Origin of the sequence: Wolbachia endosymbiont (group A) of Dendrolimus pini (assembly GCF_964026835.1) — a bacterium.
In the GTDB taxonomy this organism is placed as follows: Bacteria; Pseudomonadota; Alphaproteobacteria; order Rickettsiales; family Anaplasmataceae; genus Wolbachia; species Wolbachia pipientis.
Genome location: NZ_OZ034702.1, coordinates 100,659 through 125,776, shown reverse-complemented (window position 1 = coordinate 125,776; position 25,118 = coordinate 100,659). Strand labels below are relative to the sequence as shown.

Here is a 25,118-nt window from a genome sequence, read left to right as displayed (position 1 = left end):
TTTTCTCATCCATTGCAGATATTGCACGGTACTAAATGTTTAAAAAGTATTAATATAAAGATATCAATAAAATTATTTACACTTTCATGCTATGCCCATAGCATCATATATTACTTAACCTTACAATAATTTTTTTATTCTTGCTGCTTCTTCAAACTCTAAATTTTCAGCATGCGCTAACATTTGCTTTCTCAAATCATCCTTATTAGTATTTACTTTCGGTTCTGCTATTGCCCTCTCTTGTAAGGTGTTTGATATAGGTTTTATTATAGTCTTTGGGATAATATTGTGCAATATATTATGTTCTTCTTGTTTTTTTCTTCTTCTTTCGGTCTCTTTTAACGCACGGTCCAGAGAACCAGTGATTTTATCTGCATACAAAATTACTCTACCTTCAGCATTACGCGCAGCACGACCGATCGTTTGAATTAATGAAGTTTCCGATCGCAAAAATCCTTCTTTATCAGCATCCAAAATTGCAACCAACCCACACTCTGGAATATCAAGACCTTCCCTCAGCAAGTTAACACCTACTAAAACATCGATTTCTTTAGATCTTAATTTGTATATAATTTCTATTCTCTCCAGCGCAGCAATATCAGAATGCAAATAACTCACTCTCATATTCAATTCACTCATATATTCAGCTAAATTTTCAGCCATTTTTTTCGTCAATGTAGTGATTAAAACACAAAATCCCTTCCCTATTGTCACTTGTGCCTCGTGAATTACATCATCAATTTGACTCTCTATTGGTTTCACAATGCAGATTGGGTCTATAAGCCCTGTTGGACGGATAACTTGCTCTATAAATACATTATTGGTCTTTGCCAACTCATACTTTCCTGGAGTGGCTGAAATGTAAACAGTCTGCGGCCTAACTCCCTCCCACTCTTCAAATTTTAATGGACGATTATCAAAAGCGGAAGGGAGCCTGAAGCCATAGTCAATCAATTTCTTTTTACGCGCCTCATTACCACTGTACATCGCACCAACCTGAGGAACGGTGACATGACTCTCATCAACAAATAAAATTACGTCTTTGGGTAAATATTCAAACAAAGTAGGTGGTGGATCCCCAGCTTCCATTCCATAGAGATAACGCGAATAATTTTCAATACCTTTACATATTCCTGTTGTTCTCATCATTTCGATATCAAAATTAGTGCGTTGCTCGAGGCGCTTTGCTTCAACAATCTTGTTTTGCGAGTAGTAATAATCCAAGCGTTCATGCAGCTCTTTTTTGACTAGTTCAATTGCCTGCAACAAAGCCTCACGCGGGGTTATGTAATAGCTATTTGGAAAAATGGTGATTTTATTTACGCCTTTGGTAACATTGCCCGTTATAGCATCAACTTCAGAAATTTCTTCTATTTCATCGCCAAATAACGATAAACGCCAAGCTTTATTTTCATAATGGGAAGGAAATATATCAACAATATCGCCGCGCACTCTGAAATATCCTCTCTCAAACCTGGCATCAGAGCGCTTGTATTGAAGATCAGTTAAGTTGCTCAGGAAATCATTAATACGAATTTTATTTCCAACACTAAGCGGTATGATCATGCTGCGGTAGCTCTCAGGCGAACCAAGACCGTATATGCAGGAAACACTGGCAACTACGATCGTATCCCTGCGCTCCAAAAGGGAGCAGACGGTGGAATAACGCAGCATCTCAATTCTTTCGTTAATTGCAGAATCTTTTTCGATATAAGTATCAGTTTGTGGTAAATAGGCTTCAGGTTGATAATAATCATAATAAGAAATGAAGTATTCAACAGCATTATGGGGAAACAATCCTTTCATTTCCTCATAAAGCTGTGCTGCTAAAGTTTTATTGTGTGCCATAATTAATGCAGGCCTGTTTGTCCTTGCAATAACATTTGCCATAGTAAAAGTTTTCCCAGAACCAGTAACTCCAAGCAAAACCTGATCTCTTTTATTGCTATTTAGCCCTGCAATTAAGCTATCGATTGCCTGTGGTTGATCCCCAGCCGGTTGAAAATGTGTAGCGATTTGAAATTCCATAGACTTTACTTACTATCTTTGATTCATTGTATAGTAAACACTATATTGCTTTTAAGATAAGTTGTATAGCTATCGTAAAGCCATAAAACATTAACCAACAATGTCATGCAAGTAGCTGACACTGGAATCTTGTTTCAATGTTAAACAAAATACCATAGAATTCAAGAAGACAATTCCTAAAAAATCCCTACATCCAAAAAAAGGCAAAATGCTGCTTGAATAAGCTAAATTTTTTTAGATGCAAAAACAATAAAACATAGTTGATACTAAAGTTATAGTACTCCTATGACAACGTTACAAAAATTAAGGAAATGGATAGCTCTGATCAATTGGAATAGTATTTTCAGGTACCGGTGGTCAATATGACATTTTTAAAATAAAGATTTAGAACCTGTTTAAAATCTTCTCAATAGAAGAGAAATGAAGGAAAGAACGACCATTTGTAGGCTAGTGTTAAGTTTTCGCTCGCAATTTTTCCACAATCGTCTGCATTTTTCTAACCAAGCGAAAGATCGCTCTACAACCCATCTTTGTGGCAATACAGCAAAGGAATGTAATTCACTTCGTTTTATTACTTCTACAGTTGCTCCAATAATCGTTTTTATTTGAGTTGCAAAATTTTCTCCCGTATAACCTGCATCGACCAGTATATTTTTAACTTCCGAGAGGTTTTCTTTTGCGCTTTCAACCATTCTCACAGCACTGCTAACCCCAGTTGTAAATTAGAAAAAATAGAAAAGGTAAGGAAATAGGGTAAACTCCGAGGTATTTGATATTCATTCCTAAAATAGGAGGTTACCAATGAAAGAAAAAGTAACAGAAATCTTTTGTATAGTCGATGATTTTTGCAATACAGTCGATGAAAATTTTGCAGAAAAACTTCTACCAAGTGGCAAAAAACCAACCAGGACGCCAGAGATTACGCATTCAGAGATTTTTACCATAATATTGCTATATCAAGTGCGACAATTTTAAAATTTTCTATGTGCATTATTTGAAATTATTATACGAATCAGCGTTTCCAAAATTGCCATCCTATAGTAGGTTTATCAGGTTAAAATCGCGGGTTTTATGGTATTTAGCGCTCTTAATGCAATGGTTTTGCGAACAGTCAAAAGTGACAGGGATTTCGTACATAATCTATCGCTGTTTGCCATCCAAAAAGGACCTCGAGAAACAAAGTTTTCAAAGGGTTGGCAAAGATTGGAAAGACTACTTATGGGTGGTTTTTCGGTACATCTAGTAATCAATGAAACTGGCGAAATTCAAGGGGTTACGGTGATAAAAGGCAACGTTGATACCTGTGCCAAATTTAACTAAGAAATTGACTGGATTATTGTTTGGAGATAAAGGATATATCAAAAAAGATCTTTTTCACGAATTATTCGATAGAGGGTTAAAGCTTGTAACCAGTATAAAAAAGGGTATGAAAAACTCATTAATGGCGCTAAATGAGAAGATTTTGTTAAGAAAAAGATCGATTATTGAGACAGTTTTTGGCTCTCTGAAAAACAAATTTGAGATTGAGCATACTCGCCACAGATCACCGATAAATTTTTTGGTACACATTTTTTCTACGCTTGTTTCATATTCCATGCAGCCGCTGCATTTCTAAGCTTTACTTCGTTGGCTAATCCGCAACTGGGGTATATAGGGTTGACACCAAGGCAATATTCTTCTGGAGAAGTTGATCGGCATGGCAGCATATCAAAGATGGGACCAGCGGAATGTAGAAGTATGTTATATGAAGCTGCACAAACAATGCTTACAGTTACCAAGAGGACATTTAAATTAAAAAACTGGGGTTGCGAAGAAAAAAGGAATGAAAAAAGCAATTGTAGCAGTAGCAAGAAAATTAGCTGTAATTATGCATAGGATGTTGGTTGATAAAACAGAATTTTATTATCAATAAACATCAAAAGAGCATAGGACAATAATTTTATTGAAAATAAAGATAGCAATGCCGATGGAAGGGACAAGCAAGAACTTAGTTAGACTTCGTGGTAAACATGTTGCCGTCCACTTCCGCCTAACAAGTATAATGCGGCTTGACAAATTTATTGTCATCTCAGACCGCGGAGAGAACCATATGCTACTTTTAACTTATGTAAAATTACCAAGGATTATGGAGAAGATATGCTGTTTTGATTTGTGTGAAAATTATTGTTGACTTATGTGCAATTAGAGAACCTAAGTCACTTTAGCTATATATAAAAGGTTTAAGTGGTTGTATTGATGTATCTTTGTATTAAAAAACACCCAATAAGCAGAGTTGTAAGTGGAATAAACCACAAAATGTAAGTGCTAGATTTTATAGGCGGTACGATTATAATTGAATTGCCGTAAGAATTTTTTAACTCTGAGATTATCTCTTCATCTGTGTATCCATCATTGATTTTTTTACGAATTGCTTCTCGCATATCATACGCGATCTGAGATCCAGATTCAGACAATGATTCGCCAGAACATATTGGACACCTTATTATTTCAAATAAACTGGTTGCTCGTTTTTCCATGCTTTTATCTCTGAGTTTATTATCCAGAGTAAAAGCGTTTACGCCTGAGTGGAATATCAATATGAAAAGTAAACTAACTACTGCTCTCATCCTTGGTTAATTGGGTTATTTTACTGAGCTGGTTCATAAAATCAGTGGTGGATAACTTTCCAATAAAGCTTGACCCTACATCATCATCGTACTTTATTGAAAATTGAATGCCATCATCAGTTGTTTTTTCTGATAAGGAAGACATTAATTTTTCAAACGCATCTGAAGTTTTTGAGTCACCAATCATAAACGAGATTAATTCTTTATAATTTGATATAGCCACGTTGATTTTGTCTTTAAATGAAGACGTAACCAAATTATAATTTCGCACTCCACCATCTGCAGCAAGAGAAAAATTATTACTTTGAATTAAAAATTTCTCTATGTTGAAATTAATTCTGGAAGCTGAGATGTGGTTTACAAATTCGTAATCAAATTTAGTGTCGATACTAAGGTAACTTTCAGGACTTGCAGTATTTTTATACCGATAAGTATAAAAATCAAATCCTAGTTTAGTATTTCCACTTGGTTCTTTATCGAGGTGAAATTGAATGTAATTGCTTTTATCATTCACTTCAGTTATAACACTTTGCTGATTTTCTAAAACATCACATTTTAATCCATAATCTTCGTAACGAAGTGTATCTATATAGTCTATCACGGTACTATTTTTGTTGAATCGCAATGAAGATGGTAAATCGTTTAGTCTAACAACAAAGTGGCTGCTATCGTTTGTGTGGCATTTTATATTCTTTTTCTCATCACCATGAACAGCAATATTGACTTCATTGCTTGGTATGTAGATATACACTGATTTATCAAACAATCTATTTTTTATCAATAAAGCATCAGATGAGATGGTTAATTGCTCATTGGAAAATTTTGGGTTTGTCACACGGAAAATTAGGTTAGAAGGAAATCCACTAAAATCATGTGAAATATCAAATTTTTCGTCGTTAATGTATAGTATTGTTTCAGCTAAAAGATTTTTTACCTTACATGCAGAAAAATACCAAAAACCACTATACGCTACAGGAATAAACAAAAGTAAAGAGACGATAATATAGATAAAAATCTTACGCATGATTCCCCTATTTATCTAATGATATGTTTCTTGTACCCCTTGGTATGGTTACACACAAGCCGTCGATATCTTTTGTGATTTTTATTTGGCATCCAAGCCTCGACGTCTCTGTTAAGCCGAAAGCTAGGTCTAACATATCATTTTCCTCATCAGATATAGGGTTATGTATTTCTACAGCATTATAAAACTTTGGATCAACAATTACATGGCATGTAGAGCAAGCAAGAGAACCTTCACATGCACCTTCAAGCAGATCTGGATCACTTCTGTGGGCTAAATTGAGCAGAGTTTCTCCCTCTGCAGCTTCATAGCTTTTCTTACTCCCATCAGGTAAAATAAAAGTAACAGATGGCATATTATTCCTATTAAAATCCTTACTAATTTCTTTATATCCTACAGGTAATAACTAATATTTGCAAACTCTTTGCAACTCCAGTGCCTATATTTCTTGTTATCCAAGTAGCTCTTTGTTGTCATCCGAGTAGCTGACACTGGTTCCTTTATGACGGCAGTGCCCTCTTCTTGTCATCCCAGTGCCCTGATTACTTGGATCCAGAAAAAAGAATGGTGTCATGCAAGTAGCCTCCTTCTCCTGTCATCCGAGTAGCTGACACTGGGATGACACCCCACTTAACCGTCATACTGCCGCGGTATCTCTTAGCCGCTAACAAGCAGCGGGATAACGAGCTTATCGTCACGCCGTCGCGAACCGTCATACCGCGATTCATTCGCGGTATCTCAGCCGCTAACAAGTAGCGGGATGACGATTGTCGTTTAGCTATAAACATTAAGAAATTTACTAAATGAAAAAAAAGGCAAAAGAAGCCCTGAGGTTATTATCCGCTTTAAAATATTGGCGTTTTTTATGTTTTAAACGCTTGACAAGCGAGATTCAGCCGCTTTTAATTGCAACTAACCTACGCTGCAAATGTTTAAGAAATTTACTAAGCAGAAAAAAAGACAAAGAATCCCCGAGTTAGCTAGTCTTTTACTATCTCTGTCGAGTATTGGCATTTTTTGATGTCTTGTAACGCTTTATAAGCGCGTTCAGCTTATTTAGATAAAAATCTAGATGTAGATGAAGTTTTGTAAAGACATACAGTATCTATATACTGCAAAAAATTGAACATAAGACGCCGATACATTAAGTAATCCTTACCTTTTAATCTGCAGATTGGCGAAAGCAAATACAATAGCTTCAGTTTCATGATAAGGGGACTGGCGGAGGGTGTCAAGTAAGTTTTTTCGTTTCTATTGAATGACAGTTGTGACCTATGCAAGAAGTCTGTTGTAGTTTGTACGATATCTTTATAAAATGGTTCGCATAAGTTATCTAGCAGTGCAACTAAACAAATACAAAAATCAAAACGTTGCGGTTTTTGGTCTTGGTAAAACTGGTTTATCCGCCATTAACGCTCTAACAAAGAGTGGTGCAAGAATATATGCATGGGATGATCATGAAGAGCAAATAGCAAATGCAAAAATGATGTATAAAAAATGTAATTTTATTCATCCCAAGGAATACAATTGGCATGAGATCAGTGCATTGGTTTTAAGCCCTGGAGTGCCAACAGAGCCACATTGGATAGTAAAACTTGCAAGGAGATTTGATTGCAAAATAAAATCAGACATTGAGCTATTTCTTGAAGCTAAAACTACGAACCAGAAGGTAATAGGCGTCACAGGAACAAATGGTAAATCAACCACTACATCACTAATAGGGCACATATTAAAATCTGCAGGGAAAAAAGTAGCTATTGGTGGAAATTTAGGCGTTCCTGTTTTGGATCTAGAAAGAGATGCAGAAATTTATGTAATCGAACTCTCCTCTTTTCAATTGGAGTTGATGAATGAAATTAACGTGGACATTTCAGCACTGCTCAATATTACACCAGATCACATAGATAGGCATGGAAGTATGGAGAACTACATAGCAACTAAATTAAAACTGATAAACGGTAGTGAGGTTGCCGTAATAGGATGTGACAATGAGATTACTGCTGATATATTCAACAAATTCACTGGAGACAAAATTCCAATCTCAGTAACATATTCCCCGATGTCATTCCAGCGCGTGACGCTGGAATCCAGAAAAGAAAAACCATTGCCAACTACTCAGATGACAGAGGGTGGTGCAAGAGATCTAATATCATTGGCAGGTAACAATTTGCTTGATTATAGTGAACAGATTACTGGTATAGATCGAAATTATCTGGATCCCAGTGTCAGCTACTTGGATGACAAAAGGGGCACTGGGATCCAGAAGATCTCGTTAAAATTAGAGAATCATAGCTTATCAGTAAGCGACGTGAAAATAAACCTAATATCCAACGCAGAAAACATAGCAGCCACATATGCCGTATGTAAGGTACTTGGAGTAGATAGCAACACTATTATCAATGGAATCAAGTCCTTTTCAGGACTGAGGCATAGGAATGAACTGCTTGGCAAAATAAGAAATGTGTTTTTCGTGAACGATAGCAAAGCAACTAATGCAAAATCGAGCGAAAAGGCGATCTTATCTTATGAAAACATAAATTGGATCGTTGGTGGAAGAAGCAAAAAAGGTGGAATAGAATCATTAAGCAAGCATTTTACAAGGGTTAGAAAAGCTTTTCTTATTGGAGAATCAACCGAAGCTTTTGCAAATGTTATGGAGAATAAAGTAGATTATGTTAAATGTTGCAATCTAGAAGATGCATTCAGATTGGCTTTTGAAGAGGCCTTAAATAGCGCAGAAGAAGTAACAATATTACTTTCTCCCGCGTGTGCTTCTTTTGATCAATGGAAAAATTTCGAGGAACGTGGTGAAGCATTTTGTAGAATGTTTGAAAATCTCAGGTACAATCACACATGCTGTTTAGTATGATGTTGCGTGGAACAAAAGTTAATAATAGATAAGCTAATTAGGGTTATTCCATTTGAAGGGATAAGCGATGAAACCCTATTAAAGGTGTGCACTGACCTTAATCTAGCTAATAGCTTTTGCAAATTTCAGAATGGAATATATAGCGCTTTGGAGCACATAGCAGAGGACTTAAATAGCTCAATGGAAGCTGAACTAAGGAATTCTAATTTAGAAGATATGAAAGTGCGAGAGCGAGTAAAGTTAGCCATTCAAATACACCTTTCAAACTATGCTAAGCTACCGAATTATAGAGAACTTTTAAAAAATGTTTTATCATTCTCCGTATCACCAAAAAATACATATTTTTCTAGTAAACTTTTATACAGAACTATTAGTGCGATTTGGTATGGCATTCATGACCAATCAACAGATTTTAACTACTATACAAAAAGAGCAATATTAGCTGGAGTGTACTTAAGTACGATACTTTTTTTTATCAATGATTATTCAGAAGATTTTGCGGATACTTTATCGTTTCTTGATAACCGTATCAACAATGTCATGACATTTCAAAAATTCAAAACTCGCTTAAAAGGAATCATAGGAAATTTCTTATAAGCTATTGATTGTTGGTAGAAAAGTACTTGAGCACGATCCTGAAAAGGTTTGTGAAAATAAAAATATTCATGCTGATCATAAAGAACATTTAGTTTATCGTGAAGATAACGGTAGTATAAAAAAGTATGAAGAAAAAGAAAATAAATTTATTGAAGAAGCACGTGAATATTTGTTGAAACGTGGATTTAATAGCAATTTTAAGCTAAAAGGCTACTATGAAAGTAGTATCTTCAAAAGCTTGACGGAAATAGAACTGAAACCCATCAATGAAAAGCATATACAAGTTTAAGTTGATAGAGAAAGAAAAATTATTCTTGCTATACCGTAAATACGTTCCAAGATTATACTAAAGTCTTTATTGCACTCAAAACCTTCGTTTTTCCTAATCTCTAGAATTATCAATGCATCATCACTTAACCAGCCTGAGTGAGCTAGTCCATTCAACGTTGATTCAACTAGATTGCTATTGTAAGGTGGGTCTATAAAAACTATGTCACATTTTGAAATAGGTTGTGGTAAGCAGTTAGCACTGCAGCAAATTAGCGTAACATTGTCCGTAATTCCAAAATCTTTTGCTGTTTTTTTAGGCAATTGCAAATTGTAATAATCTGAATCTACCATAAATGCATGTTTAGCGCCGCGAGAAAGCGCTTCAAATGAAAAAGAACCACTACCACAGAATAAATCAAGTACATTCAAGTTATAAATAGGTTTTCTTGAGGAAAGCATATTAAATATTGCTTCTCGGACAATACTCATAGTTGGCCGTGCAGCTAAATGCTTACCTGTAGTTATTTTTCTTCCGCGATATTTGCCTGCAATGATGCGTAGCATATTAAATAAGCTCCAAAATAATTAATTATTTATACTATATGATTAATGTCAATATGGCTTTAGCAGTTTAATAGAGAGAAGCTATCGAGTCGCTTGTAAGAAAAACACAAACACAAGACTCATCAGTTATCTTTTTCTGATTTGCCTGCTGCATTAATTGCTTGACCAATCTCATCTTGTAAATCATCATGATCATTTTTTTCATCATGATTTAGCCCTTCAATTCTGCTTTCTAACTCTAACTTAATTATAGTATTGATTTTATCTATATTATCAAGAAAGCCTCTACATTCTTCTTCACTATACTCTTCACCAGATGCTTTTTTTTCAATAAATAGGTTTTTAAATCCTGCTAGATCAGAATTCTGATCGGTATTTAGTACAACATTTCTCTCTATGAAGCTAAGGTCTGATAGCAATAAACTAACCTCTAACAGATCCTCACTTTTCACGCTTTTAAGGTCTTCAAGGCTTTCTAAAATACTAAACACCTTAAGCCTTTCTTGCGCAATTTCTTGGTCTTCCTTATCAAATTCAGACAATAAACCATGATTATCTACAAATTTCTCACTCAAAGCTTTATTTAACCTAGTGAGGTCGATATTGTTGTCTGGTGTGTTGTCTAATAGTAAATCTACCCTTGCCCTACGCGCATTAAAAATATCATCATAGTCATTTAACTTTATATTGCCATTATCGTCTTGCTGCAATTTATAATAATCAAGGCCTTTGAAATTTTTATTAGTCTTCATCTTCAATCCTCTTCTCATCTCCTTTTGCATCTGGTTTCCTCATTGGTTCCGGTAATTTCCTTTCTGGATTTTTTGGTTCTTTAAATAAAGGCTTAAGATTATAAACTTCACCTTCTCGATCTTCTCTTTCTTTTTTTCTTCTAGCTCTTTCAGCACGTTTTTCTACAGCTTCTGGAGTATTCATTTCAAAAAGTGGTGAGAGGTTGTAAACTTTATTTTGATTTCTTCTGCCTTCTCTTTCAGCACGTTTTTCCATACCTTCAAAAGCAGATCCAAAATCATCAATTTCATCTGGGCCTTTTGGTTCCGTGCCTAAATTTCGTGTCACTTCATTTGATTGATTAGGCTTATCTTCTTCTGTTGGCTGATCATGCTGTAGTTGATTAGGCTTGTCTTCTTGTTCTGTGCTTAGTTCTCGTACTACCTTATCTGGCTGACCTCCCCCTCGTAGTCGAAGAGGGTCGCCTTCTTCTAGTGGCTGATCATGGTTATCTCTTACTAGTTCCGTGCCTAACTCTCGTTCTACCTTATTTGATTGATCAGGATTGTCTTTTTCTGGTTCTCTCTTACGGCCTATGGTGTCATCATGAAGCTTATTCAAGAAATCTTGCCTATGCGATTTTGCTCTAAAAAGTAAGTTATTTGGATAACCATCTTTTTCTCCTGTACGGCGGCTAACTCCTATAGAATCAAGGCCATGCTCCCAAGTAAACTTCATAGCATCTTCTATTGTATAGCCCAAATGTGATCCTACGTATCCTTTATAATAATCTAAATATTTACCGATCCTTCTGTGTGTAATATCTTCCTTATCAACTCCAAATGCCCTGTAGATCTTTTCCTCAAGTTTATCAACGTCATTTTTAGGTGATGTTGCAAATTTTGTTGCTTCAATAGTAGCACCTACAAATTTACGTGGCACATCAATAGCGTATTTCAGCACTCCTCCAACTCTTGGTACTCTCCCCAGCAGATTAGCTGCACCTCCGGCTAATCTATCCGGTAAATGAGTAACCCAACTGCCTAAAGACTCAAGTCCTCTACCAGCAAAATTTTGCCACTGCTGTTTGAATCCTTCCATTATGCCAGTCAAAGGCGATGCCTGATACATACTAGATATATTGTAAACGCTGAATCCACCACCAGCGATACTTGAGCCCATTTGTTGTACGAACGTGCGTAAGGAGAACATTAAAAATGAAAGCAAGAATAGTATAAAGATTTCCCCTGCATTGATTAAATAACCTCTCTGTATGTCTTGCACCCTTTGGTAATCACTATTTTCTTGATAGTTTCTATTTACCTTATAAAAATTCTGTGATTGGCAGCTCCCATCTTGTCTAATTATATCTTGCACTAAAGACTTTATTTCACTTTTTAAACTTGGCTGTAGAATTACTTTTTCTATGATTTCCTTGTAATTAGTACACCTGCTTTCATTTCCTGGCTGCTTACAATAGATTTCTGTCTTTTTACTTATATTATTAATCAATAATAAGATATCAGCTTTTTCTGATGCATGGGATAAACTATTTGTTAAACGCACTAAATCTTTTACACTACAGCTATTATCTACTACCATATCACTTTCTGCAATATAATGGTCTGCTGGATTCTCTTTAGTACCAGGAATTGGGTTAAAGAAAGGATAATCTATATAACGAAACCCTTTTTCAATGTAATCCGGTGGAAGAGGGATATACCCAGCACCGCCAGTAAATTTTATTGTACCACCTTCTCTGCTTATCTTTTCTATACCTTCTATGTTCTTATCTACGTTCAGCGGAGAAGCTTCTCCAAGAGTGTAAGGTACGAAAATTTGCCCTGGGGTCCAACCAAAGTACTGCTTATCAACGATACAAAAACCACCAAACACCCATTTTGGAGCACATAACCTTACCTCAAACCATTTATTGTAGCATACAGTAAAACCTAACTGCCTATAAAAGGTATTCATTATAATGGAAGCCAGTAATGACAAGAGAGCAAATATCATAATCGACTGTAAACAAAAGCTGATGCAGAATTTTATCCAACCTTCAAATAGACTTTTCAGCGGTGAAAATAAAATAGAAATTAGAAACAGTGGCATAATGGCTATAAGAAAAGCTATACCCATAAAACCAGAGAGAAATATTATGTAAGCATATAAGCACAGCAAGAAGTATAGCACAATCCCTATGAAAATTGCCGGTATCATAAGAAGGCTTGCCCACATTTGGTAATGTAAAAACGCTGCAAACTTTTTCCAAACAGAATAAGCAAAAAACTTATTGAACATGTCCTCCATGAAGCTAAACAACTTAGCTTCATCTCCTTGAGCAATACTTCCGGTGTTCATGTTGGGAGCAAAATTAGTAATTATACTTATCAATTGTTCAAGACCTTTAACGAATAAAACAAGAAAATGATCATAGAAAAATCTAAAACTTCCAGGAGATATAAGCACTATTACTAGAGTGATTTTCATCATTCTGATGAGCATATCATGCTTAGTTTCTTGTATCATGCCAAAAAGATAAAGAAGCGATGAAATCATTACAAATAGAACAAGCAAGGAAAGAACAAAATTGTGAAAGCTCGTACTTTTTTCAGCTATATTTTCGAACATAGCTTGTGCAACTGCAGGATCATTGCTATTAAAATGTTCTTTGCAATTTTCGTTAATCAATAATACACATTTTAGATAGTTATAAATGTAATCAAAAAACCCAAAACTACTTGGCTGCTGCACTCCACTTAAGAACTCAAAAGAGTAGCCACCTACATTATCTAAGTAATATCTATCTAATATTTTTACATATATTTTCCATCCCTTTTTTAACTTCAACTCATTACAATTTCTGTCTTTTAATTTAGTGCTATCTCTGTCTAAAGTAAAAAGACCGCTCCCATTTTCTGCCACGGAGTTGTAACCTAGATGTACAGTAGGATATTGAGGATCGCGCATTAACTTTAGATTTTCGTTAGGATCATCTTTCCCCGTTTGAAACAAAAGATAAGCACCATGACCATTGGTAAACCAACATGGAGCACCACGTGATACTGTATTTGCGCTATCATCTTCATTAATGCACTTGCAATTTACAGTGCAACTTGTATCAGACTTACTTGAAAATTTTTGTATGCTAGGTTTATAATCATTACAAACTAAGTGAAAATTAGGTAAACTATTATCACTTTGTTTACCTTCAAATTTAGTTGCATATTTTAACTGCTCCAAGCTTTGTAAGGTATAACTGCCTTTTTTAGATTCCTTCTTGTTATTATTACTCCAAGATGTCCATGCACCATTTACTCGCACTATTAAGCTATCTCCATTGGTTTCTAATCCAGTATCTTTCCACTTCACCACTTGGTTATGGTGAAAACCAGAATTAATTTCACCAGTGTCAGGATCAATAACGCTTTCATCTTCACCTTCTGGAATAAAAGCATCATGATCGCTTGAAAAATGAGCGCTTACTGCAATAGGTTCAGGACCAAAATAGTCAGCAGATATGCACCTTGGAAAAGGCATATCGTTCTTACTACAACCTGTGATCAGCACATAAGCTGCAAGAAGTAATACCCTAAACCAACATTTGCCTAAACGTGATTGCATATCTAAACTTTTTCCAAATACAGAATAAATTTCTAAAACTTTACTTAAAATATCTTTTTAATTAGTTACTCCATAACATCATTCATATCTTACTCCTCTCCATTTTCTTCCTTGTTTTTAGCTTTAGCACTAGAATCACTTCTTATTGTTTCATCAGAATTTTTTTGCTGATCTGATTGTTTTAATGTTTTAGGTCTATCACTCGTTGTTTTATCAGAACTTCCTTTAGAATCTTCTTTTTTGTCTGGTTGCTTTGGTGTGTTAGGTAATTTAGCCTCAATTTTTCCCCGATCTTTACTCATTTTCTGCTTGATACTCTGTATCATACTTTGGGTCTTATCATCAAGGCCAACGGTTGACAGCATAGCTTGCGATGCGCTCTTAGCAACTGTACCAACACCGCCAGTAACTCCATAACCAGAGCTAAATAGTGTTTGTACCATAGTTTCCGATATAGAAACAAAAGCTTCCATTGCACCGGCAATAATGAGGTATGTAAACGCCTGGATTAGGTCTATAGGTAATGCTGCAAAGTGTCCACCAGCCCTTTCTCCGGTACTGAGTGCAACATCAACGCTAGTGCCAGGACTGTATCCAAGAGGCAGTATTGATTTCATCAAGCACAGATCATACGATAAGAAATTTACGCTAATTAAACATTGATAGCATGCAGAAAAATTTGTGAGGTTATATAAAACTGAATACATCAACTGATTTAAAAGAGATAAAAATGAAAATAAAATGACTGGTTCTAATGAAACATGAGCCAACGTTTTTATCCAATTATCAAACAAGGGTTTAGTCTTTTGAAATAGAATAAATACGATAAATAAAGGTGTTAATGACAGTAAAAACGCTACTAGAACAGTAGATATTACATATTTCAATGTAGCACTAATAATGCATTTTAAAAACGCATAAGTAGCGCAGAGTATTGCCAAAAATGCAATAACGCCAAAAGGACCAGAAAGCATCAACGATAAAAACTTTAGCCAAGTTTCTGCTGTGAATAATACTCCTGCTGTCAAGTCTAAGAATGCAAATTTTCTCTCCCCTTCTCCTACATAGCCAGAAAAACTATCAACTAAATAAGTGCTACCATCTATAAAAAGTCTGGATAAAGTTGTACCAAAAAGTTCCCAGCTTCTATCGCTAAAGGCAAAAGCTATAAATGCTATCTTGAACATTCTTACAATGAAATCAAATTTACTTAGCTGTATTGTTCCAAGCATATAGCCAACGACAGTAAATATAACGTATAGAGTAAGCAAAGCTCTTACCCCTTGAAGAAGACCTCTTGCATATCCTTTGTATGAATCTTTAACGCTGTCCCCAATTACTTCTTCTTTTATAAGTTTAAATACCCCGTTTACATTCGATGAAATAAAATCATTAATTTTTCTTTTAACAAATAAAGTTACTGTGTACTTATTATTTTCATAATATTTGCCATTTTTATCTGTAATGTCATCTCTCTCTACGTTGCTTACATTGATGCCGAAATATATCTTCTTAGATTCTTTGTTCTGAAAGTGTTCTCCGCTTATTACATCTAATATGGTGTACTCATCTTTTCCGTTTACTCTTTCTCTCACTCCTACCACTTTAAAATCATTAGTTCCCACACCATGCAAATCTTTAGGTGGCTCATCACCTAAATATACATATAATTTTTCGCCATTAATATATTCACATGATCTAGTCACTTTAACATGGTACCCTCCTCTATTATAGTAATAATGACCATAATCTGCGATAGCGAGCATCACACTACTACCGGGCGTTACCTCGTCATTTACTGGATAATCATTGTTCAATTCCAGAGAAAAATCCTCGAATTTATTGTTATCGCCAATTTGCGAACACATATTATCCCCTTTTGCACCCTCTTTCTTTGGAAGACATTGAATACCTTTAGCGGTATTTTTATCATCAGGATCACCAATTTTTGCAACAAGAGCCTCAGCCCAAGATTTATCATCTTCAGTAAAACTACCTGCTTTAACATTCCCTTCCATTTTTTCTAGATAAGAATACATATCACATTTATTTCCTTTATCGTACTTCTTATACCTTATAGAGGAGACACAGTTCCGTTCTCCTGCTTGACCTAAACCATAGTTCCATATACCCTTCTCAGTATAGCATATATTTTGATGGTAACAGTTAAGCTCATAGGAGGAGTACTTTTTTCTCTCATCAAGACTACAGTTTTTTCCATCACATAACTCGTTCAATCCTATTTTAGCGCGGCGTAAATCAAGTAGTGAACCATATACCCATGGTTCGTTGTCTTGAATATAACCTTTATTAAAATGCACCTTATTATCATATGGGGTATACCCATTGCCAACTAGCACTTTGCTTTCCTTTGCTTTTGTTTTATCAAGAGGTAAAAATTGTATTTTATTTTTTGTACCATCTTTACCATCACAAAAAAACTCTCCCCCCTGATGTACTTCACTCACTGTAGCTTTCTTATATACAGTTTCCTTACGATCATTTTCTACAGCTTTATAACAATTGTCATCAAAATTGATGCCTTTCCCTTCTGGATTGTCGTAATCAATTGTTATTTTTCTGGGAACTAAGCTGAAGCTTAACTTGTCACCAGGATTTACTTTAATTCCAGTGTCCACATAACGTCTATTGCTGCCAAATCCTTTGCCACCACATAGTTCGTTTTTACTTTCATTAACACCATAATTGTTAGGTACACTATTAATATCCGCAGCCTTACTATAATTTGGTTCTGAGCCATCAGCACAAAAGCTAGCTGGCACAAGTACTTTCCTTGGATTTTTGTCTTCTTTAAAAGGGCAAAAATTTACTGATCCATCGAGGGTGAATTTGATTTTCTCACCCTGACTAATTACCTGACCAGAATCAACCCAATGAATTTTATCGGCTTTACGAACTGGAACATCCACATTAACGCTGGTGTTTTTGCTCTGCAACCCAGGCTCGACACAATCCATATTACAACCAGTGATTGCAAGACACAGTATCAATAATAGTGATCTTTTACTTATCATTGCTGTCTTCCTGGTTGTGGTATCTGAGGCGTTGACCTTTGAGTCCCTTGTGGTATTTGAGGTCTTGACGTACCTGACTGTTGAGAGGCATCTCCTCTTTCTCTTCTTTGAACACTTTGTTCATCTAACCCTACTGTTCCCATTAAGCTTTGTTGATACTGTCTTCCAGGTTCGCTTGCTACATAAGCACCAAACAACGAGTCAGATATTGCCGAAGAAGCTTCAACTAAAGCTTTCATAGCGTGTCCCAAAATAACAAAAGCCATCATAGCGGTAATATTAGGTGTATATTTGGAAGCATAACCATAAAAAATACAAGGGTTAAAAATCTTTAGGTTAATATTAAGTATACATGTAGAGCAGACCTCAAAATCAAATACTGAATACACAATATAATCCATAACCTGACTTATCAGTGATATAAAAATTAAAAGGACCACTGGATGAATTGCAAATCTTGCTAAATTTTTAACCCAGTTTTGAAACATCTGCCTAGTATACGCAAATAAAAGACAAATAATAAAAATAGGTGCTAAAGAAAGTAATAACGCAACTATTGCTATAGATGTAATAAAAGAAAATAAGGCATTAAAAATAGATAAGCTCACTGTGATTAAACCCCAAATCACCAAGCAAAAAGATACAATGCCCAAAGGGCCAGAAAATATAAGAGATACTATTAACAATACTGAATGCGATGACAAGAACCTATTGAGCGGCAAATCAAGAAACTCAAAAACATTTGAAGTAGTGCCTCTAAAATTTGCTATTTCTATTAGTTGTTTTGGAGTGTTAATAAATATAGAGAATGCGTTGTTATAAAAAAAGTCCCAGCTATTATCCTGCAATAGCTGGGCGATGATTCCTATCTTTACGCATATAATTAAAAACTCATATATAGAAATATGAGTTAATCCAAAAAAGTAATAAAGAGTATATAAGATTATATATAGTACTAATAGTGATATTATAGTAGATCTAATGGTATTTGTTCTGCTTGATTTTATAAAACTTTCGTAAAGAGACTTTACAGGACTAGTATCAGAGTGAATTGCGTTAGGGTCTTTATAATTAGAGCCGAAAAATGCAGTTTTCACTTTTTCATCAAAGAAATTATATATTGCACTAAAAGTTTTTGTAGGTGGCTCTTTAGTTGTTAGGTTAATACTAAACTGACCTTCATTTTTGTAATCGCAGCCATGGTCTCTTATTCCATAATATATGGTGCCTGTTTTGTCTTTTAATTTTCCTTTCAAGTTTTCCATGTCATGAACTTTGCTGATATATACAGATATATCCGCTTGATTTTCACCAGGCTTATGCTCAGGGAATTTATCGGAAACACTTATATACAAGCTATTTTCCAGACTATGGTTCTTCGTTACTCTTATGTTGAAACCACCTTTGTCATTTCTATTGTAGCAGTGCTCGTCATTTCTACTACATAAACTAAAAGTTAAACTTGGTGTTCGATGGTATTTTTCTATCTTATAATCACAGTTAGTACATATGCCACCTGTTGGAATGTGTTCAAAATCTTCACCATCCATGTGAACTTTCAAAAGTGTAATGTCAGTTTTTACCTGTTTTTCTTTTAGTATTTTACTAATAATTTCAGCAACAACAGATTCACCACTAGAATTTAAAGCATTGAATAGCTCAATTTCTATATTATTATATTCAATATACACGCAATCCTCGCCTCTACGACCAGAAGAAAATTTACATATACGTCTACAGAGTGAATTTAAAATGTGCGTATCTATCTTACTTGCACTGCTCTCTGAAAGCTTGCTGCAATCTATATTCTCTCCTTGTTTTATAGAGTTAATAATATTTTCAATTTCCTTTTTTCTTTCATCTTGATCTAACTTCGAAAAATCTGAATCCCAGTACTCTCTTCCACTCAACCATTGCGCATCGCCTATTATATATTTATTAGGACATATCCCATCCTTGCCACCTTGGCATTTCTCTTGATTTAAAACATGTGCAAAATGTTCCGTTTCTTGCTCGCTACACTTTTCGTCGATTTTCAAATACCTGATTTTTGTCTCACTCTCTTTATCTTTACACACTTTACTTCCAATCACACTAAAGCTTATCGTATCGCCTTTTTTAAGTGCAAATGGTAATGCAACGTCATTTCTCCCAGGCCCAATTGCAAAATCTGCATACTGCTTAGGACAAAAATTAACCTTACTAGGCACTATATCAATCTCTGTTACTCTTATTCTATCTGAGATATTAACACCAGAATCAACCCATTTCTGCTCTGTTGACACTATATCTAGTTTTTCACGCAAACCTGATAAATTTTCTGGCTTAATACAGTGATGTTCCCCGCAGCCTGACAGAAAAAAAAACGGTATTATCAGCAAAAATTTTAGCATAAATCCAACTCATTCAGTGCTTTTGTTAACACTCTCGGAGCTACTAGAACCAGAACCTCGAGATTTACTCTTGTCTCCACCACTCAACTTCTTAGCAGCAGCACCAGCAACTCCAGCAACACCCCCAGCAGCAGCTTTGGCAGCAGATAAAGCTTTGCCCACCATTTGTCCAGGTGTCTGACCTGAGCCAAGTGCTGCTCTATGGTTACCAGCAAGTTCAGCAGCCATGCCAGGAAGAATGTTTAAAAAGTGGTAAAAGAGGAATAATACTAAACACAATTTTAATAATTCTCCGATGAGAGAGCTGCCAAACTCCATGTATGTAAAGTCGAATAGACCAAGTATGCTGCTCTTTTTAAAGCTATAATTTTGCATCATACATGCAAGAGTAGTTTCATTTTTATCACATTCCCCATCTTTCAATTTAAACCACTGTTTTTTCTTACTATATGAGATTTCTGCTTGTTTCTTTTCATATGACTTGTCCGGTTGTTCATTTTTATATGACTCGTCCAGTTCAAAATTTAAATTTTTAAAATAGATTTTATCACATGCTATGAACATAAAGGACAAAAACGCAAAAAGGATAACCGGGTATAAGCTATAGGTAATCAACTCTTTCACCCAGCCTTCAAAATATCCTTTGGTGTGTTGGAATAAAACCATAGGAATGAACAAAGGTGATAAAATGATGATTACACTTAAAGCAACTAGAGATAAAATAAATACATAGCACAGCCACAAAATAACCATCATCATCAGAACGGCCATAAATATACAGACAAGAGCTACTAAAATTTGTCCACCAGCAAAAATAATACCGATTACCGAACCTGCAACTAATAAGACAGGAGCAGCACCAAGCAAGACTGCTAACGTTGCAACACCTCCAGTACCAATTTTGCCACCAATTCCATCTAAAGGGGCACCTAAATAAAATAAAATTCTACAATCAAGCCTATCCCAAGGTGCAAGATAACTGTAAGATACCCTCTTTCCTGCACGAGTATATTCATAATCTGTACCTGCTTTATAATTACATATGCCTTTACTTTCAGATGATGCTTTTAGCACTATCTCTGACAAACCATTTGAGAGACGAGTTAATTCTCCATAATAATGAGACATGGTACTGCCTGTTGTGAAGTAAATCACTAAAGCGAATTTTATGATCAACATATACATTTCTTGAGGCCTCTGAACTCCACCAGACATGGCTTTTATAGAGAACAGTATTAAAGCTAAAACTAAAACAGCAGTTACAGTGTTTTTCAGCCTTTTCTGTGCTACAGATATAAAACTCTCACCATTTGGTGCACCTTTACCTGCAACTAAATTATCTAACGATTCCTTAATGCATTGCACTATCATAGAAGTTACGGGAATAGGAGCTAATGATTTACTCCCTGCCTGGTTATAACAAGCTTCAGAAACATACGAGCTAAAACAGCCAGCATTATCATAACCTACAAAAATTTTCCCCCCTTGTCCGTTGAGTCTTTTTTCTTTAGATCTGATAATAGTTTTATAGTCATCATTATTACCAATAGGAACTTTTTCCTCTCCTGTACCATCTTTATTTTTGAATATCATCACAGATTTTTCACACATAGGAGCAAGTGGGTCAGGTGGCAATTCCGTGCACCCCATATCAACCCCTTGCGGCCAAGGAGTCATTTCGATACCAAGCATGCTAACACTGGCTAACTCCACACATAATCTGCCCGTTTTTCTCACTGCTTTGAATGTAGCTCCATGTATGGGTTCGCTCTGTCCTGCTTTGAGAACTCTACATTCCAGACCACCATCAACCTTCGAGGACCATGACCCATCTACGTATCCAGTGTCTTTCTCCCTGACATCAAAGTCTATGTATCCAGGTTTTCCTCTGGAATTAAAGTCTACCTTATTAAAAAGATTACCAAAAGTTAAAGGGTTTCGATGACATACTTCTATATATTCACTGTATTGCACACCATTTTTTGGCCAGTAATAACTCTCTGTACTCTCCTGAACGTTAGAATTTAAGGCTTCTTTTTCTGCTCTTTTCCCGTCATAATCTTTTTTGTTCACGTCTTCCCGAGCTTTATTTTGCAAACAAGAAAAATATTCCTCTTCTGTTTGGTAATTTTCATTGGTGCAGCCACTATAACCTGTGTCTTCTAATTTAAAATTTTTGTATTTTCCATCATGATCACGTGCAACTGGGTGTTTAACAAAACTATGTTCACAAACAACAAGCCCTCCTATCGCTTTCCAGACTCCAACAATTGCAGCTATCATTCCAACAATAACAAGAGCGGTAAACAAACCAGCAGAAGAAACGATCAAAACAATGCCAGTAAATATTGCGCCAACAGCAATCGCTATTCCAGCAAGTGCTGCAGCTGTTTTAAACGCTCCACAATCAGGATTAGAGGCACGACTAAAACTGCCAGTGGAATTAAATCTGCTAACAAATTCTGTCTTGTCAGTACCACTTACTCCATCTGCAAGCACTGGATATGAGAGTAAAAAGTCTATATTTAGTAAAAATATCGCAATTAATAGCAATGACAGCTTAGTCTTAAACATTTTTTACCTTCTGATAAAATATAGGCAACCATACTTTTGGGTTGTCCCCAACTTCATTTAATATATCGTGTAACAATAGAACACTTTCTGCACGTCCGGATAATACGTTGATTATATCATCCAGGCCTTTTAAGTCTATTCTAGCTACTACAGCATTGACTCCTTGTTTCACCAAAAAGAATCTAGTACTCGGATCTGTGTGCTTAATTAATATATATTCACGTTCAGTTAACATAAAAACATCCCGATAGACACTAGTAGCTTTCAGATTTGGTAAAAAAATCTGTGTCGCTGTTTGTTGTACAAGCGTATCGCTAATAGTACTTTTACTTGCATCCTCAACACTCTGAGTAGCAAAAATCACAAAAGCATTTAGTTTTCTCAGTACCTTCAACCAGTCTTTTATCTTGGGTGCAAAAACTGGATTATCTATTAACGCCCATGCCTCATCAAGAACGATAATAGATGGAGTGCCATCAAGAGATATACTAATCCTATGAAATAAATAAATCAAGACCGGTCCAAGAGCAACAGGATCTTTGAGCAAGCTAGCCATCTCAAAACCAAATACTCTTGCTCGTGAAAAATCTAGCAAATCTTCTTTATTGTCAAATATTGCAGCATGAGAACCATTATCATGCCACATAGATATTGCCCCAGCTAGAGTATCAGGACCTGCAAGCCCTAAAAACGGTACGAGGTTTCTCAAGAATCTGTCTTCTTTTCTTAATTTAAAATTTCCTTCAATTGCATCATTAATTCGTGCAATATCTTCTGAAGTAAATTTATCATTATATACCGAAATTAAAGACTTTATCCACTCCATTAAAAATGTTCTATTATCAGAGGTATCATCAAGTTGTAAAGGATTAAAATTTGTTTTAGTTCTTGGTTCTATTACAGTATAGATACCACTAAGTGCTCTTAAGAAAATCTCTGCACCGCGATCTTTATCAAAAAAGAATATCCTTGGAGAAAACTTCATCGCTTGGGCACACAGGAAATTCATTAAAACAGTTTTACCAGCACCAGTTGGGCCAATTATCATAGTGTGTCCAACATCCCTTATATGAAAGTTGAAAAAAAATGGAGTACCAGATGTCGTGTCAAAAACTGTAACGGCATCTCCCCAGTGGTTATTGAATTTATTACCAGTAGGATAATTATGTTGAGATGCAAATCCAGCCAAATTAAGACTACTTATTGTAGCTTTTCTCACTATATAATCGAAATTACCAGGAATTTGCGCCCAAAATGCTGGTTCAAGGTTAACTCTCTCACGTATAGGGTAAACACCGCAATTAGAAAGCTCTGATTCTACCAACGACAGAGCGTTATCCAATGATTTAGGACTTTTTTCTATACATAAAATAGTCAGGTGATGTTGACCAAACGCAATCTTACCACTCATTGCGTCATCAAGCGCTTGAGAAATTTCTGCTATTTGAGAAATAGCTTTATCTGCAGACTGTATCATTCGATTTTGCTGTATCTGCATTTTTCCAATCGCCATTTGCCTGTTTATAAATTGAAAAGATTGCGTAATTATAAACTCGTAAGGAAGTTGTAAAAACGAATCAAGCATTCCTGCAGAAGTATGATTTCCATATTCTTTGATACTAATTATTCCAGCATATTTACTCTCATTATGAGTCACAACCTGTATCATCTTACGGCCAAAGAATAACCTATGTACTGGTAAGTATCTTGATATTTCAGTTCTTAGCGGAAAAAGCGTATTTGTAACGAAGCCACAATTTACGATTCTAGATAGAAACTCCATTATTTCGCAGAACAAACCATCTGGAGTTTCTTTTACTCCAAGAATTTTAGGCGAATAATTTCTAAGGCTTGTCACTACACGATTTGTCGTTTCCTCTAAATCTTCATACGTGGCACGTATATCACTTTCCCAAGCATGTTTTGAAGTTACATGTCCGAATTTTTTTAGTAGATGTGACAAAAATTCTACTCCTTTTGTGTCCGCTCTACGGATAATCGTAATGTATAGGTCATTAATAAATGATTGCCTTGTTGCGTGTTTTTCTCTCCATTTTAGATTTACGTGATTAGCGAAAAAATTCGGCAAACCTTGACTTGCAAATTCATCAGAAAAAATATTTTTCTTACGTCTGATAGTATGAAAATACAAACTAAATGCCGGAGATGAAATGCTTCTTAGCATCTGATTCCTGATGTTGTTCTGTATGACTAAATCCTCGTCATCGGCAGTTTCAAATGCAAAACCACTTAATTTTATAACCTTAACCAACCAATTTTCTTTTGTCATCAAGGTTGTGCTATTCCAATAGCAAGAATAAGGAATAAATTCAGCAGCGTGAACTTCCCTGTTCAGAGTAGATTTATTCTTTGATTGAATAGCCCTAAACCTCAGCATCACACAACGTTAAGCAATATCATAAGAATTGGCTCCATGGTAAAAACGATTTAAACATTTCGAGCACTTTCCCAATTTTACCATAAATAATTCAATAAACAACGGTTCTTTTGCAGAAGCTATATAACCAAGTCCATGTATACCTGGTAACATTAAGAGAATCACTCTTAAATCATTTGAATTAATGAAAATTAGCATGCAAATCAGGACGTTTAATATTGCAAACATATAACTCACACCAAAGAGCATTGCAGGTCTTGTAAGACCTTTAAATAATTGATCTGTTTGTATACTACCTGTGGACATATCTTTAACCTTCTAATAATAGCTCTAACACTAATACTATATCATTATATTAAAAATCCATTGAAACTAGTAGCACTTTAAGTTAAGATACATTATTT

General features: G+C 35.3%; 17 protein-coding genes and 2 pseudogenes. 5 read left to right on the top strand and 14 right to left on the bottom strand.

The genetic code is table 11. The features are described 5' to 3' along the window. Positions 1-120 precede the first annotated feature (120 nt). Positions 121-2,028, bottom strand: coding sequence for an excinuclease ABC subunit UvrB (gene uvrB / locus AAGD66_RS00570; protein WP_264723971.1), 1,908 nt, complete (start codon positions 2,026-2,028; stop codon positions 121-123). Between the two features lie 395 nt (positions 2,029-2,423). Further along, a pseudogene (locus AAGD66_RS00565) lies at positions 2,424-2,696 on the bottom strand (transposase); the annotation flags it as partial. Positions 2,697-2,829: 133 nt separating this feature from the next. On the opposite strand from AAGD66_RS00565, the pseudogene AAGD66_RS00560 reads away from it, so the two are divergent. Together AAGD66_RS00560 and AAGD66_RS00555 are read left to right on the top strand one after the other, a co-directional pair. After that, positions 2,830-3,643 (top strand): annotated as a pseudogene (locus AAGD66_RS00560) (IS982 family transposase). A 41-nt stretch (positions 3,644-3,684) separates the two neighbouring features. After that, complete coding sequence (locus AAGD66_RS00555) at positions 3,685-3,903, top strand: transposase (RefSeq protein ID WP_065095234.1); 219 nt, start codon at positions 3,685-3,687, stop codon at positions 3,901-3,903. 344 nt (positions 3,904-4,247) lie between these two features. Here AAGD66_RS00555 and AAGD66_RS00550 read toward each other — a convergent pair whose 3' ends face one another. From AAGD66_RS00550 to AAGD66_RS00535, 4 genes are all read right to left on the bottom strand, one after another. Then, complete coding sequence (locus AAGD66_RS00550) at positions 4,248-4,634, bottom strand: cytochrome c-type biogenesis protein CcmH (RefSeq protein ID WP_015589263.1); 387 nt, start codon at positions 4,632-4,634, stop codon at positions 4,248-4,250. Continuing rightward, complete coding sequence (locus tag AAGD66_RS00545; protein WP_264723972.1) at positions 4,618-5,658, bottom strand: hypothetical protein; 1,041 nt, start codon at positions 5,656-5,658, stop codon at positions 4,618-4,620. Before AAGD66_RS00545 ends, AAGD66_RS00550 begins: the two co-directional genes overlap by 17 nt. Positions 5,659-5,665: 7 nt before the next feature. Beyond that, positions 5,666-6,013, bottom strand: a complete 348-nt coding sequence (locus AAGD66_RS00540; RefSeq protein WP_012673282.1) for a ferredoxin family 2Fe-2S iron-sulfur cluster binding protein — start codon at positions 6,011-6,013, stop codon at positions 5,666-5,668. Between the two features lie 96 nt (positions 6,014-6,109). Further along, positions 6,110-6,232 (bottom strand): hypothetical protein, encoded by a 123-nt coding sequence (locus AAGD66_RS00535; protein WP_007549233.1) that lies wholly within the window; start codon positions 6,230-6,232, stop codon positions 6,110-6,112. 741 nt (positions 6,233-6,973) lie between these two features. Here AAGD66_RS00535 and AAGD66_RS00530 point away from each other — a divergent pair. From AAGD66_RS00530 to AAGD66_RS00520, 3 genes are read left to right on the top strand one after another with little or no spacing between them, the layout of a single operon-like run. After that, complete coding sequence (locus AAGD66_RS00530; protein WP_264723973.1) at positions 6,974-8,527, top strand: Mur ligase family protein; 1,554 nt, start codon at positions 6,974-6,976, stop codon at positions 8,525-8,527. Between the two features lie 6 nt (positions 8,528-8,533). Further along, a complete protein-coding gene (locus tag AAGD66_RS00525) occupies positions 8,534-9,124 on the top strand; it encodes a COQ9 family protein (RefSeq protein ID WP_065106633.1) in 591 nt (196 codons plus the stop codon). A gap of 4 nt (positions 9,125-9,128) precedes the next feature. Further along, the gene (locus AAGD66_RS00520; RefSeq protein ID WP_265024467.1) at positions 9,129-9,413 is read left to right on the top strand and encodes a hypothetical protein; all 285 of its coding nucleotides are present in this window, start codon (positions 9,129-9,131) and stop codon (positions 9,411-9,413) included. Here the strand turns inward: AAGD66_RS00520 and rsmD are convergent. The 8 genes from rsmD to AAGD66_RS00480 form a co-directional block, all read right to left on the bottom strand. Continuing rightward, positions 9,410-9,958 carry a 16S rRNA (guanine(966)-N(2))-methyltransferase RsmD gene (gene rsmD, locus AAGD66_RS00515; RefSeq protein ID WP_264723975.1) on the bottom strand — a complete coding sequence of 183 codons (549 nt, stop codon included), beginning with the start codon at positions 9,956-9,958 and terminating at the stop codon, positions 9,410-9,412. The two genes, AAGD66_RS00520 and rsmD, sit on opposite strands and share 4 nt — an antisense overlap. A gap of 122 nt (positions 9,959-10,080) precedes the next feature. Next, positions 10,081-10,710 (bottom strand): hypothetical protein, encoded by a 630-nt coding sequence (locus tag AAGD66_RS00510; protein WP_264723976.1) that lies wholly within the window; start codon positions 10,708-10,710, stop codon positions 10,081-10,083. Beyond that, on the bottom strand, positions 10,700-14,314 hold the full coding sequence (locus AAGD66_RS00505; protein WP_265024468.1) for a type IV secretion system protein: 3,615 nt from the start codon (positions 14,312-14,314) through the stop codon (positions 10,700-10,702). The genes AAGD66_RS00510 and AAGD66_RS00505 overlap by 11 nt, the downstream gene beginning before the upstream one ends. Before the next feature lie 89 nt (positions 14,315-14,403). Beyond that, entirely contained in the window at positions 14,404-17,349 is a 2,946-nt protein-coding gene (locus AAGD66_RS00500) for a type IV secretion system protein (RefSeq protein WP_264723978.1), read from the bottom strand. After that, positions 17,346-19,742, bottom strand: coding sequence for a type IV secretion system protein (locus AAGD66_RS00495; RefSeq protein ID WP_265041094.1), 2,397 nt, complete (start codon positions 19,740-19,742; stop codon positions 17,346-17,348). Before AAGD66_RS00495 ends, AAGD66_RS00500 begins: the two co-directional genes overlap by 4 nt. Positions 19,743-19,751: 9 nt before the next feature. Then, on the bottom strand, positions 19,752-22,316 hold the full coding sequence (locus tag AAGD66_RS00490) for a type IV secretion system protein (protein WP_213863603.1): 2,565 nt from the start codon (positions 22,314-22,316) through the stop codon (positions 19,752-19,754). Beyond that, complete coding sequence (locus AAGD66_RS00485) at positions 22,309-24,714, bottom strand: VirB4 family type IV secretion/conjugal transfer ATPase (protein WP_010962886.1); 2,406 nt, start codon at positions 24,712-24,714, stop codon at positions 22,309-22,311. The genes AAGD66_RS00490 and AAGD66_RS00485 overlap by 8 nt, the downstream gene beginning before the upstream one ends. A gap of 9 nt (positions 24,715-24,723) precedes the next feature. Next, a complete protein-coding gene (locus AAGD66_RS00480; protein ID WP_007548615.1) occupies positions 24,724-25,020 on the bottom strand; it encodes a type IV secretion system protein VirB3 in 297 nt (98 codons plus the stop codon). Positions 25,021-25,118: the final 98 nt, after the last annotated feature.

Excerpts from the sequence above, each read along its gene's own strand:
- uvrB (WP_264723971.1), bottom strand. The coding sequence starts at position 2,028 with ATGGAATTTCAAATCGCTACACATTTTCAACCGGCTGGGGATCAACCA.
- AAGD66_RS00550 (WP_015589263.1), bottom strand. The coding sequence starts at position 4,634 with ATGAGAGCAGTAGTTAGTTTACTTTTCATATTGATATTCCACTCAGGC.
- AAGD66_RS00545 (WP_264723972.1), bottom strand. The coding sequence starts at position 5,658 with ATGCGTAAGATTTTTATCTATATTATCGTCTCTTTACTTTTGTTTATT.
- AAGD66_RS00540 (WP_012673282.1), bottom strand. The coding sequence starts at position 6,013 with ATGCCATCTGTTACTTTTATTTTACCTGATGGGAGTAAGAAAAGCTAT.
- AAGD66_RS00535 (WP_007549233.1), bottom strand. The coding sequence starts at position 6,232 with ATGACACCATTCTTTTTTCTGGATCCAAGTAATCAGGGCACTGGGATG.
- AAGD66_RS00530 (WP_264723973.1), top strand. The coding sequence starts at position 6,974 with ATGGTTCGCATAAGTTATCTAGCAGTGCAACTAAACAAATACAAAAAT.
- rsmD (WP_264723975.1), bottom strand. The coding sequence starts at position 9,958 with ATGCTACGCATCATTGCAGGCAAATATCGCGGAAGAAAAATAACTACA.
- AAGD66_RS00510 (WP_264723976.1), bottom strand. The coding sequence starts at position 10,710 with ATGAAGACTAATAAAAATTTCAAAGGCCTTGATTATTATAAATTGCAG.
- AAGD66_RS00505 (WP_265024468.1), bottom strand. The coding sequence starts at position 14,314 with ATGCAATCACGTTTAGGCAAATGTTGGTTTAGGGTATTACTTCTTGCA.
- AAGD66_RS00500 (WP_264723978.1), bottom strand. The coding sequence starts at position 17,349 with ATGATAAGTAAAAGATCACTATTATTGATACTGTGTCTTGCAATCACT.
- AAGD66_RS00495 (WP_265041094.1), bottom strand. The coding sequence starts at position 19,742 with ATGCTAAAATTTTTGCTGATAATACCGTTTTTTTTTCTGTCAGGCTGC.
- AAGD66_RS00490 (WP_213863603.1), bottom strand. The coding sequence starts at position 22,316 with ATGTTTAAGACTAAGCTGTCATTGCTATTAATTGCGATATTTTTACTA.
- AAGD66_RS00485 (WP_010962886.1), bottom strand. The coding sequence starts at position 24,714 with ATGCTGAGGTTTAGGGCTATTCAATCAAAGAATAAATCTACTCTGAAC.
- AAGD66_RS00480 (WP_007548615.1), bottom strand. The coding sequence starts at position 25,020 with ATGTCCACAGGTAGTATACAAACAGATCAATTATTTAAAGGTCTTACA.